This window comes from Sulfitobacter sp. 1A15258 (genome assembly GCF_043557045.1).
Taxonomy (GTDB): Bacteria; Pseudomonadota; Alphaproteobacteria; order Rhodobacterales; family Rhodobacteraceae; genus Sulfitobacter; species Sulfitobacter faviae.
In genome coordinates, this window is the sequence record NZ_JBIFFK010000005.1 from 151281 (window position 1) to 163340 (window position 12060).

Consider the following 12060-nt stretch of genomic DNA (forward strand, 5'->3'; position numbering starts at 1 on the left):
CCCCGCCAGCTTGCGCAGTGTCTGCGCGACTTCTTTCCCCCTCTAGCAGGACGTGCCGTGCCAGACCAGAATGCCCAGATCACTTGGCGCGCGGGCCAAGTGCCCGTCTCGACCCAGTTCGATGACCCCTACTTCAGCTTGGAGGATGGCGCGGCTGAGACGGCCTATGTCTTTCTGGCGGGCAATGACCTGCCCGAGAGGTTCCGCCCCGGCTTTCACATCGCCGAGCTTGGCTTTGGCACCGGGCTGAACCTGTTGCTGGCATGGGATGCTTGGATGCGGGTGGGCCATGACGGGCCGCTGCATTTCACCAGTTTCGAAGCCTACCCGATGCACCCCGAGGATATGGCGCAGGCCCATGCGGCCTTTCCCGCGCTCGACGGGCGGCGCGATGCGCTGACAGCGGCGTGGGATGGCGCGGGTGGCGTGTTGGAACTGCCCGGCCTGCGGGCGGAGATCATCATTGGGGACGCGCGCGAAACCCTGCCCGCATGGCAGGGGCAGGCCGATGCTTGGTTTCTCGATGGGTTTTCACCGGCCAAGAACCCCGAGCTTTGGGGCGATGATCTGATGGCCGAGGTGGCACGCCATACCGCACCGGGCGGCAGTGCTGCGACCTATACCGCCGCGGGCTTCGTGCGCCGTGCGCTTGCCGCGGGCGGTTTCGAGGTTGCCCGCATCCCCGGCTATGGCCGCAAACGCCATATGACCCGCGCGCGGATGCCCGCATGAGCCAGTCCAACAACATCCCGCTCGGCATCATGCTGATGATCGCCACGACGATGGTCTTTGCCGCCCAAGACGGGCTGTCGCGCCATCTGGCCGAGAACTACAATGTGCTGATGGTGGTGATGATCCGCTATTGGTTTTTCGCGGCCTTCGTGATTGCGCTGGCATTGCGCAAGGCGGGCGGCATCCGCCGCGCCGCCGCCACGACACAGCCCGCGGTGCAAATCCTGCGGGGCGTGCTGCTCTCGGCGCAGATTTGCACGATGGTGCTGGGCTTCACCATTCTGGGGTTGGTGGAGAGCCATGCGGTCTTTACCTGCTACCCGCTTTTGGTGGCAGCGCTCTCCGGTCCGATCTTGGGTGAGAAAGTCGGCTGGCGGCGGTGGGCCGCGATTGGTGTGGGCTTTGTCGGGGTGCTGGTGATCTTGCAACCCGGGCTTCGCGTGGTGGACCCTGCCGCCGCGATCCCGCTGGCAGGGGCGGCGATGTTTGCGGTCTATGGCCTGCTGACCCGCTATGTCGCGCGGCGCGACACGACGGCGACGAGTTTCTTTTGGACGGGCGTGACCGGTGCGGTTGTCATGACGGCGGTCGGCGTCTGGTTTTGGGAGCCTATGACGCCGGGCAACTGGCTGCTGATGGGCACGCTCTGCATCACCGGGGTTACGGGCCACTGGCTGTTGATCCGCTGTTACGAGGTCGCCGAGGCGAGCGCGGTGCAGCCCTTTGCCTATACCCAGTTGATCTTTACCGTGATCATCGGCCTGTCGGTCTTTAACGAGGTGCTGCGCCCCAGCGTGGTGCTGGGCGCGGGCATGATCGTGGCGGCGGGGCTGTTCACCCTATGGCGCGAACGCCTTCAACGTCGACCCGGTTAACTCTTCGCTAAAGGGGATTGGCAGCGGGTCTTTTCCCAGACGGGCGCGATAGACGGGCAGGCTTTCGGTCACCCGCATGACGTAGTTCTGCGTCTCACGAAAGGGGATCATCTCGATCCAATCGACGATGTCGATCTCGCCCTTGCGCGGGTCGCCATAGGTCGCCATCCAGCGCCGCGGTCGGCTGGGGCCCGCGTTATAGGCCGCCGACATCATGGAGACATTGCCGTCGAAAAGCCCCGCCATTTGTGACAGATAGGTCGCGCCAAGCCGCGCGTTGTAATCGGGGTCGGCGGTCAGGCGGTCCGTCGTGTGTTGGCCTGAGATGCCCAGATCGCGCGCCACGTCCCGCGCCGTGGCGGGCATGATCTGCATCAAGCCCCGCGCGCCGACGCCGCTTTGCACATTGGGGTCAAACTCGCTTTCACGCCGCGCGATGGCGAGGGTCATCTCGGTCGCCATCGGCAGGTCTTTTTCCACCAGACTGTGCAGCGCGTAATAGGGGGCGGGCACCTCCAGCCCCCGCTGCGCCGCGCGTTTGCCGATCATCACCGCGATATGCGGCTGGCCCACGTCGATGGCGGCTTGCCCCAGCAGGGCGATGTCTTCGGGGACGAGCTGTTCGGCCAAATGGGTCCAGAACCGCTCGGCGGTGGAAAGCTCGCCCGAGGCTTGCAGCAGCAACCCGGCCTCGAACAGCGGCGCACGGGCCAGTGGAGAGCTGCGCCAGTCTTGCTCAGGTGCCGCGCCTGCGAGCTTTTCGTCAAAGGGGAGGCCGCCCCGTTCGGCGGCCAGCAGCCCGTAGAAGGAGGTTTGGTATTCCGCCCCCATGGCATAGGCTTTCGCCGCGCTTTCGGCATCGCCCATCGCCTCTAACGCGCGGCCTTGCCAATAGCCCGCGCGGCCTTGGCTGATGGGGGATTCCACGGCGTTGTCATGGTTCTGGAAATGGCCCAAAGCGGTGGTGGGATCGTCCAAGAACCGCAGCGCGATATAGCCCGAAAGCCATTCGAGATCGGCATAGTTCGAGCCATCGGTCAGAAAATGCTGCGACGCCAGCCGGTAGGCCCTTTGCGCGTCACCATTGCGCATTTCATCCCGCGCCAAGGCGCGACGGCGGTTGGCCCATCTGGGGGCCTGGCCGAGAGCCACAGCCGAGGTTGAGCGCGCCAGCATCAAATCCTTGGCATCCTCGCGCAGCCCCTTGCGGATACGCCATTCAAAGCGGTCATGCGCCAGCCCCGGCGCATCGGATTTGGAGGCGGGGAGTGCGTCGATCTTGGCGTTCACGTCGCTTTCCAGCTTTTGCAGGGCGATGCGGGTTTCCGCCAGCGCCCTATCGGCGCTTGAGACCAGATCGAACATCTGCCGCGCTTCGGAATGTTCGCGCTGCCAGAGCATCTCTTCCAGCCGGGCCGCGTGATGCGGGGCCAGAAGGTTCCCATGGGCTTCGGTGAAAAGGGCCTGACTGCTGGCGTTCATCGGCATGGTGCGCCACGCCAGAACGAGGTTTGCCTCAGCCTCACCGCGCTGGCCGCTGTTGATCAGCGCCTCGGCATGGGCCAGCACGCCGCGTGGGGTCTGCGGGGCCATGGCCGAGAAGAAATCCAGTATCTCGCTCTCACCCTGTTTGATGACCGCCGCTTCGCTCTGCCTGCGCAGATACGCCTCACCGGGCCAGTCGGGTCTGCGGTTCAGGAAATCGCGCGTGTCGGCATAGGAGCCGCGCCCGGCGCGCAGCCGGTGCCATTCGATCACATCGGCGGCGACCTGCCCGTCGCGGGCAGCCAGCGCCGCGGCGGCGTCCCAATTGCCGCTGCGCATCGCATCCATCGCCCAGCCCAAAGGCCGTGGCCGCTGCGCCTCCGCAGGCACGGTCAGGACAAAAACACTCATGAGGATCGCCATCAGGCGCGTCATCGCTTGCATTTCCCACGTCTCCGAGGCTAGAGCCTTGCAACATATGGCTCGGGCACCGTTTATCAAACCGTAGCGCCCGCAAAAGCCCTCATCCAGTCCGGTTTTCCGCCGGCCAGCACTTAAGGAGCGTGCACATGTTCAAAGGCTCTCTGCCTGCCCTCGTCACGCCGTTTCGCAACGGCGCGCTGGATCTGGATACGCTTAAGAAACTTATCGAATGGCACATCGGCGAAGGGTCGAGCGGGCTCGTCCCCGTCGGCACCACTGGCGAATCCCCCACGCTGAGCCATGCCGAGCATGAGACCGTCGTCGAAGAGGTGGTCAAAGCCGTCGCGGGCCGCATCCCGGTCATCGCGGGCGCCGGGTCGAACAACACGGTCGAAAGCATCCGCCTCGCCCGTCACGCCGAAAAGGTCGGCGCGGATGCGCTGCTGGTGGTGACACCCTATTACAACAAGCCCACGCAGCGCGGGCTGGTGGCGCATTTCACCGCCGTGCATGACTGCTGTGAGTTGCCGATCATCATCTACAACATCCCCGGCCGTTCGGTGGTGGATATGATGCCCGAAACGATGGGCGAACTGGCCGAGCTGCCGCGCATCGTCGGCGTCAAGGACGCCACCGGCGATCTGGCGCGCGTCTGCGATCAGCGCATTACCTGCGGACCGGATTTCTGCCAGCTCTCCGGCGAAGACGCCACGGCGCATGGGTTCAACGCTCAAGGCGGCGTCGGCTGTATCTCGGTCACCGCCAATGTCGCGCCGCGCCTTGTGGCGCAGATGCAGGCCGCCTGTCTTGAGGGCGATTATGCCAAGGCGCTGGAGTTGCAGGACCGTTTGATGCCTCTGCACAAGGCGATCTTTACCGAACCGGGGCTTGTGGGTGTGAAATACGCCATGTCGCGGCTCGACCTCTGCTCGGACGAGGTGCGTCTGCCGCTCACGGAACTGACCGACCCGACCAAAGAACTGGTCGATGCGGCCCTGCGCCATGCGGGCCTGATGAACTAAGCCTACTGTAAACAGGTTGGCCGATACGAAGAGGGGGTGGAGACACCCCCTCTTTTGCGTTCAGCGTTTGCCGTAATAGAGGCCGACCACATGTTCGGCTTGGGCAAAGAACAGCCAGCGCGCGGTCAGCACCCCTGCCGCATGGCTGAGCACCGCGAGACCGGCGGCAAGGTGGTGGAACACGGGCGACAAGAGCAACAGCAGCGGCAGCAGCACTATCAGCGCAATCGCGATCACCCGCAGTTTCAGCGCATGTTTGCGCCCGATCTGATAGACGAATTCCCGTAGCAGATAGTTGCTGCCAGTATGGGGCGGCTCAAAGGCGCGGACGCTGCCCTGCGGCCCCAACCGCGTCGCGCTCGCGATATCGCTGCTTGAGGCGGCAAGCGCCCGATCCCCGCGCCACCATGTGGCGATCTGCACCGCCCCGGCCAGCGCCAGCAGGATCATCGCCGCCGTCACCTGCCCCGCCAGTAGGGCACCGCCAGCGATGCTGAGCGACAGGAAATTCAGCGGCGTCATCACGCTGTGCCAGCGCGGCACGGTTTTCATCTGGGTATAGATCATCGCCGTGGTCAGCACCGTGAGCAGCGACAGCGCCGCACCGATCACCCCCAAGGGCCAAAGCCGCGTGTCGTAAAACACCAACCCCGCGCCATAGGCGGCCATGACCAGCAGCGCCGCAACCGAGGCCCAAGCCTCCCGGCTGAGCCAAGAGCTGCGCCATTGGGTGAAGGCTTTGAGCGCACGCTCCGGGTGGCCGAGGTGGAAGGTCGAGGCGATGAGCCCGCCCACGGCCAAGAGATAGGCCAGCGCGAAGAAGACGAAAGCGACCCAGCCGGTCACCGCAGGCAGGCCGATCCCGAGCCATGCAAGCAGGCCAAATCCCATGCCCGACAGGCTGCTGAACAGAATAACGGAAGGCGCCGGATGCATCAGAGCTTCTCCAAAGTGCGGTCGAGCCAGCCGAGAAAGCCCTTCGGGCCCTCGTCCACCGGAGCGAGGAAGGGGGCCAGCACGTCGATCTCGCCCTCGGGAGGACCAAGCGTGTCGCGCGGGCGCGGCGGCAGGTATTTGTTGACCGGTTTGGTGCCCTGTTCGGGCATCAGGTCCACGCCGCCACGCTCGGCCACAAGTTGGCTGACCGCGCTGTCGGGATCGCCCAGATCGCCGAAATGACGCGCGCCCGCGGGGCAGGTGCGCACGCAGGCGGGCTGGCGGTCCTCTTCGGGCAGGTTCTCGTTGTAGATCCGGTCGACGCAGAGGGTGCATTTCTTCATCACGCCGGCCGCCTGATCCATCTCGCGCGCGCCGTAGGGACAGGCCCAAGCGCAGAGGCCGCAGCCGATGCAGTCGCTTTCGTTGACCAGCACGATGCCGTCCTCGACCCGCTTGTAGCTCGCCCCCGTCGGACAGACGGTGACGCAGGGCGCGTCTTCGCAATGCAGGCAGGATTTGGGGAAATGGACCAGTTGCGCCGCGCCCGCCTCGGGCTGGACCTCGTAGCTGTGCACCCGGTTGAGGAAGGTGCCCGACGGGTCGCCGCCATAGGCGTCTTGGTCCGACAGCGGCGCGCCGTAGTTCTCGGTGTTCCAGCCCTTGCAGGAGATCACGCAGGCATGGCAGCCGACGCAGGTGTCGAGGTCGATCACGAGGCCGAGTTTGCGCTCGGTTTGGTCGGGAAGGGTGGTCATGTCTGGCGGTCCTGAAGGGTCGTTCTCGCGGCGCGGGGGGCGAAGGGGGTCATTTGCCCACCTTCCACGCGATGTCGCGCGGCGCGGGCGGGATAGGCGAGCGTTGCGGCGGGATCTCCGGTTGTGCCTCGGCAGGGGCCGCGGTCTTTTCGATATGGACCTTGAGGTCGAACCAGGCAGCCTGTCCGGTGATCGGGTCGGAGTTGGACCAGCGCAGGCCGTCGCCCTTGGGCGGCAGAAGCTCGTGGATCAGGTGGTTCAGCAGAAAACCCTTCGTCGCCTCCGGGGCATCCTTGTCCAGCGCCCATGCGCCTTTGCGTTTGCCGATGGCGTTCCACGTCCAGACGGTATGGGGGTTTAGCGCGGCCATCTCCATCACCGGCACGGTAATCCCGCCATGGGGCGAGGTCACGCGCGCCCAATCGCCGTCCTTCAGACCCTTTGCCCGCATGATCGCGGTGGGCAGGTAGAGCGGGTTGTGCCCGTGCAACTGCCGCAGCCAAGCGTTCTGGCTTCCCCAAGAATGGTACATCGCCATCGGACGTTGGGTGAGGGCGTGAACATCGTAGCCCTGCCCGCCCTCGGGGTCGCTTTCGTACCAATGCGGCAGCGGCGTCATGAACTGCTTGATGCGCTCGCGCAGATGGTCCGGGGGCTGGCGGTCGCCGTGGCCCTCGGCGGCCAGTTGGAAGCGGCGCAGCGGCTCCACGTAGAGCGAGAAGAGATAGGGTTGGGGCGCGTCGTAAATCCCCATGCCCACGGCCCAGTCCTGATAGGCGGCGTTCCACGGCTTGTAGTATTGCGCCTCGGCGGGAATGTGATGGGCCGAGAAGCCGCCGTTTTCAATGTAGCGGTCGATCTGGTCAGGGTTCGGGGCGCCGCGGCCGCTTTGGGTGCCGTCTTCACCGCGAAAACCGGCCAGCGGGCCGATGCCGGGGCGGCGTTCGTGGTTGATGATGTAATCGGCGTAGTCGCGGTACTTTTGACTGCCATCCTCGTTCACGAACCCGGGCAGGTCCAGCCGCGCGCCGAGATCGCAGAGCACCGATTGGAAGCCGCGCACGTCGCGGTTGGGCTCCACCACAGGCCAGCGGATCGCGTCGGCGGCGGCGTCGGCCTCGCTGATCGGACGGTCGAGGAGCGAGATGCAATCGTGACGCTCCAGATAGGTCGTATCGGGCAGGATCAGATCGGCATAGGCCACCATCTCCGAGGAATAGGCGTCGGAGTAGATGATACGCGGGATGACATAGTCGCCGTTCTCGTCGGTGTCGGTCAGCATCTCCATCACCCCGCTGGGGTTCATGGAGGAGTTCCACGACATGTTGGCCATATAAAGAAACAGCGTGTCGATCTTGTAGGGATCGCCCGCATGGGCGTTTGAGATCACCATATGCATCAGCCCATGGGCCGACATCGGGTTTTCCCAAGTAAACGCCTTGTCGATCCGCGCGGGGCTGCCATCGGGGCACAGCGCCAGATCGTCGGGGCCTTGCACGAAACCCAGATGCGGCCCGTCGAGCGGCCCGCCGGGCGTGGCCTTGCAATGCGGTTTGGGATGCGCCGTGGCGGGCTTGGGGTAGGGTGGTTTGAAGCGGAAGCCCCCCGGCACCTCCACGGTGCCGAGGATGATCTGCAACACATGCAGCGCGCGGCAGGTCTGGAAGCCGTTGGCATGGGCCGAGATGCCGCGCATGGCGTGGAAGGACACCGGGCGGCCGGTCATCTTCTCGTGACGCTCGCCGCGGAAATCGGTCCAAGGCTGGTCGATCTCAAATGCCTCGTCGAAGGCCACGCGCGCCAGTTCGGCGGCGATGGCGCGGATGCGCGGCGCCGAGATGCCGCAGCGTTCCGCCACGGCCTCGGGGGTGTAGTCCTCGCCAAGGTACTCTTCGGCCATCTTGTGGAACACCGGGCGGTGTGTGATCCCGCCCGCGCGGTAGGTCGCGGAGAGGTCGGGGCGGACGCCGGGTTGGTCGAAGGGGGTGAGCTTGCGGGTCTTGCGGTCGATCACCAGCGCCTTGCCGTCCGCGTCGCGCAGTTGCAGGCCGAATTCGGGCGACTTCGGGTCGCCGTTCAGCAGCACCGGCGCGTCGGTATAGCGCGCGAGGTAGTCGAGATCGATGCGTCCGGCCTTCATCAGGCAGTGAATCAGCGACAGGATGAACAGCCCGTCGGTGCCCGGCGTGATGCCGACCCAATCGTCGGCGATGGCATTGTAGCCGGTGCGAATGGGGTTCACCCCGATCACCCGCGCGCCGCGTTTCTTAAGCTTGCCCAGCCCCATCTTGATCGGGTTGCTGTCATGATCCTCGGCCACGCCGAAAAGCATGAAGAGCTTGGTGTGGTCCCAGTCGGGCTGGCCGAACTCCCAGAACGCGCCGCCCATGGTATAGATCCCCGCCGTCGCCATGTTGACCGAGCAGAAGCCGCCATGCGCCGCATAATTCGGCGTGCCAAAGGCCTGCGCCCAGAGCGAGGTGAAGCTCTGCGACTGGTCGCGCCCGGTGAAAAAGGCGAGTTTCTCTGGCGCCTCATTGCGTAGCGGCTCCAGCCAGCCGGTGGCGATCTGGAGCGCCTCGGCCCAGCTGATGTCCTCGAACTCGCCCGAGCCGCGGGGGCCCACGCGTTTCATCGGGTTGCGCAGACGCGCGGGGGAATTGTGCTGCATGATCCCCGCCGAGCCCTTGGCGCAGAGCACGCCGCGATTCACCGGGTGGTCGCGGTTGCCCTCGATATAGGCGACCTTGCCTTTCTTCATGTGCACGTTGATGCCGCAGCGGCAGGCGCACATGTAGCAGGTCGTGCGGCGGACCTCGTCCGAGACCTTGGGCGACAGATCAAGCGGCGGCTGGGAATGCGTCATGAGGGGGCGGGGGCTTTCAGCAGGGCAAGCGCTTGGCGCGCGATATGTTTCTCTTCGGCGGCGGGGATGACCCACGAGGGAATATTTCCCGCCCAGCGGAGGTTTGCAAGAACCTTTTCCCTCACCTCGGAATCGTTCTCGCCAATCCCGCCGGTGAAGGCGATGCCGTCGATCCCGCCCATCGCGGCGATCATCGACCCGGCCTGACGGGTGATCCAGTAGCAAAAGTGGACGCGGGCAAAGCGGGCGCTCTCGCTATCGCTTTCCGCCAATTGCCGCATATCGGCGGTCTGACCCGACAGGCCGAGCAACCCGCTTTCGTGGTGCAGCAATCTCTGCGCGGCTTCCAGTCCAAGATCGCCCACAAGATGCAGCACCGCGCCTGCGTCGATCTCTCCCGCGCGGGTGCCCATCGTCAGCCCGCCCAAGGGTGAGAATCCCATGGTGGTGGCGACCGAGCGGCCCTCGCGGATCGCGCAGAGGGAGGCGCCGTTGCCCAGATGCAGCGCCAAGAGGCGCGGGGGCAGGTCCGCGCCGGTTTGGGCGGTGAAATTCCGCACGAGGCTCTCGTAGCTGATCCCGTGGAAACCGTAGCGGCGGAGGGCGGCGGTCTGGGGCTTTTCGGGCAGCGCGTAGCGGCGCGCTACGTCCGGGTTGGTGCGGTGAAAGCCGGTGTCGAAAGCGGCGAATTGCGGCAGCTCCGGCATCAGTGCGACAAGGGCTTCGATGGCGCTGAGGTGATGCGGATTGTGCAGCGGGGCCAACGGTTGCGCCGCGGCGATGGCGGCGCGCACGGCGGGGGTGACTTCCGTTGTCTCGGCTAAATCCGGGCCGCCGTGCACCACGCGATGCGCCGCGGCGCTGAGGTCAGCGGTCGCGATCCCCGCGTCATGCAGCCCCGCCAGAATGGCGGTGAAGGCGGTGCGGTGGTCTGGCAGGGCTAGGGGCCGTGCCGGAGCCTTTCCTACACGCAGGGCGCCAGTCTGGCCGATGCCCTGCGCCTCAATCCGCAGGGTTTCAGACAGCCCGCCGTCAAAGACCGCCGCCTTGATCGACGACGAGCCTGCGTTGACGACGAGCACCAGCGGCATGGCTCAGGCCCGTTGCGGGCGCATGTCATCCCGGCTGATCCCGGCAACGGAGACCGGTTTCTTCATCGCGTCGCGGCGGAAGGGCTCGCCCAGTTCCTGATTGAGCAGCACCTCGATGAAGGTGGTCTTACCGTCATTCATCTGCGCCTTGATCGCGCGGTCCAACGCCTCGGTCAGTTCCTCCATGGTCGAGACCTGCACCCCCTCGACGCCGCAGGCTTTTGCGATCCCGGCGTAGCTTACTTCCTGCGCCAGTTCGGTCCCGACGAAGTTGTCGTCGAACCAAAGCGTCGTGTTGCGCTTTTCCGCGCCCCATTGGTAGTTGCGGAAGATTACCATGGTCACGGCGGGCCAGTCGTCGCGGTTCACGCTCACCATCTCATTCATGGAAATGCCGAAGGCGCCGTCGCCGGCGAAACCCACGACGGGCGTGTCCGAGCAGGCGATCTTAGCGCCGCAGATCGCCGGGAAGCCGTAACCGCAGGGGCCGAAAAGGCCGGGGGCGAGGTATTTGCGCCCCGCCTCGAACGTCGGGTAGGCATTGCCGATGGCGCAGTTATTGCCAATGTCGGAACTGATGATCGCCTCAGTGGGCAGCGCCTTCTGGATCGCGCGCCATGCCATGCGCGGCGACATTTTTTCCGGCTCGCGGCTGCGGGCGCGCTCGTTCCACGTGGTGCCGGGGTCGTCGTCTTCGTGGTCCATCGAGGTCAGTTCCTGCGCCCATGCCGATTTGGTCTGGGCGATCAGGTTGCGGCGTTCCTCGCGGCCCGCGTCACCGGCGCTCTCGCTCAGCCGGTCGAGGAGGCTGCGCGCCACCTTGCCCGCATCGCCCACGATGCCGACGCTCACCGGTTTGGTCAGGCCGATGCGGTCGGGGTTGATGTCGACCTGAATGATCTTGGCCTCTCGCGGCCAATAGTCGATGCCGTAGCCCGGCAGGGTCGAGAAGGGGTTGAGCCGCGTGCCGAGCGCCAGCACCACATCGGCCTTGGCGATCAGCTCCATCGCCGCCTTGGAGCCGTTGTAACCCAGCGGCCCGACCGAAAGCGGGTGTGAGCCGGGGAAGGCGTCATTGTGCTGATAACCGCAGCAGACCGGCGCATCGAGTCGCTCGGCCAGTTGGCGCGCGTCGTCGATGGCGCCACCGATCACCACGCCTGCGCCGTTCAGGATCACCGGGAATTTCGCGTTTGAAAGCAACTCAGCCGCTTCGGCGATGGCCGTCTCGCCGCCCGAGGGGCGCTCGAACTCGACGATGGCGGGCAGGTCGATGTCGATTTCCTGTGTCCAGAAATCGCGGGGGATGTTGATCTGCGCCGGGGCGGAGTGGCGCTTGGCCTGAAGGATCACGCGGTTCAGCGTCTCGGCGATGCGCGTGGGATCGCGGACCTCTTCTTGATAGGCGACCATATCGCGAAAGAGCGCCATCTGCTCGACTTCCTGAAAACCGCCCTGGCCGATGGTCTTGTTCGCCGCCTGCGGGGTTACCAGCAAAAGCGGCGTGTGGTTCCAGTAGGCGGTCTTTACCGGCGTCACGAAATTGGTGATGCCCGGCCCGTTCTGGGCCACCATCATCGACATCCGCCCCGAGGCGCGGGTGTAGCCATCGGCCATCATGCCCGAATTGCACTCATGCGCGCCGTCATAAAAGGTGATCCCGGCAGCGGGGAAGAGGTCGGAAATCGGCATCATGGCCGAGCCGATAATGCCAAAGGCCGTGTCGATCCCATGCATCTGAAGGGTTTTGACGAAGGCTTCTTCGGTGGTCATTTTCATCGCGCGATCCTTTGGGCATGGGGCAAAGCTATCGGCAAATTACGGGCAGGTGCAGGTCGGGGTTAGGGCCAGAAATGCGCCAGCCCTAAGGCC

The 12060-nt window shown here is 65.3% G+C and carries 9 protein-coding genes; 3 read left to right on the plus strand and 6 right to left on the minus strand.

Annotated elements, in window-relative coordinates:
* Positions 1–57 precede the first annotated feature (57 nt).
* The gene (gene mnmD / locus ACGYK9_RS12305; RefSeq protein ID WP_394411040.1) at positions 58–732 is read left to right on the plus strand and encodes a tRNA (5-methylaminomethyl-2-thiouridine)(34)-methyltransferase MnmD; all 675 of its coding nucleotides are present in this window, start codon (positions 58–60) and stop codon (positions 730–732) included.
* Positions 729–1607 carry a DMT family transporter gene (locus ACGYK9_RS12310; RefSeq protein WP_394411043.1) on the plus strand — a complete coding sequence of 293 codons (879 nt, stop codon included), beginning with the start codon at positions 729–731 and terminating at the stop codon, positions 1605–1607. The genes mnmD and ACGYK9_RS12310 overlap by 4 nt, the downstream gene beginning before the upstream one ends.
* Here the strand turns inward: ACGYK9_RS12310 and ACGYK9_RS12315 are convergent.
* Positions 1572–3536: a transglycosylase SLT domain-containing protein gene (locus tag ACGYK9_RS12315; RefSeq protein WP_394411046.1), complete on the minus strand. Its 1965-nt coding sequence runs from the start codon at positions 3534–3536 to the stop codon at positions 1572–1574. The two genes, ACGYK9_RS12310 and ACGYK9_RS12315, sit on opposite strands and share 36 nt — an antisense overlap.
* A gap of 125 nt (positions 3537–3661) precedes the next feature.
* Between ACGYK9_RS12315 and dapA the strand changes: the two genes are divergently transcribed.
* Positions 3662–4537, plus strand: coding sequence for a 4-hydroxy-tetrahydrodipicolinate synthase (gene dapA, locus ACGYK9_RS12320; protein ID WP_209216660.1), 876 nt, complete (start codon positions 3662–3664; stop codon positions 4535–4537).
* Positions 4538–4597: 60 nt separating this feature from the next.
* On the opposite strand, the gene ACGYK9_RS12325 is transcribed toward dapA, so the two are convergent.
* From ACGYK9_RS12325 to xsc, 5 genes are read right to left on the minus strand one after another with little or no spacing between them, the layout of a single operon-like run.
* Positions 4598–5473 carry a dimethyl sulfoxide reductase anchor subunit family protein gene (locus tag ACGYK9_RS12325; RefSeq protein ID WP_394411051.1) on the minus strand — a complete coding sequence of 292 codons (876 nt, stop codon included), beginning with the start codon at positions 5471–5473 and terminating at the stop codon, positions 4598–4600.
* Complete coding sequence (locus tag ACGYK9_RS12330; RefSeq protein ID WP_394411054.1) at positions 5473–6231, minus strand: 4Fe-4S dicluster domain-containing protein; 759 nt, start codon at positions 6229–6231, stop codon at positions 5473–5475. The genes ACGYK9_RS12325 and ACGYK9_RS12330 overlap by 1 nt, the downstream gene beginning before the upstream one ends.
* A 49-nt stretch (positions 6232–6280) precedes the next feature.
* Positions 6281–9097 (minus strand): molybdopterin oxidoreductase family protein, encoded by a 2817-nt coding sequence (locus tag ACGYK9_RS12335; protein ID WP_394411057.1) that lies wholly within the window; start codon positions 9095–9097, stop codon positions 6281–6283.
* The gene (locus ACGYK9_RS12340) at positions 9094–10188 is read right to left on the minus strand and encodes an acetate/propionate family kinase (protein WP_394411060.1); all 1095 of its coding nucleotides are present in this window, start codon (positions 10186–10188) and stop codon (positions 9094–9096) included. Before ACGYK9_RS12340 ends, ACGYK9_RS12335 begins: the two co-directional genes overlap by 4 nt.
* A 3-nt stretch (positions 10189–10191) precedes the next feature.
* Positions 10192–11967, minus strand: a complete 1776-nt coding sequence (xsc, locus tag ACGYK9_RS12345) for a sulfoacetaldehyde acetyltransferase (protein WP_394411063.1) — start codon at positions 11965–11967, stop codon at positions 10192–10194.
* Between the last annotated feature and the right edge of the window lie 93 nt (positions 11968–12060).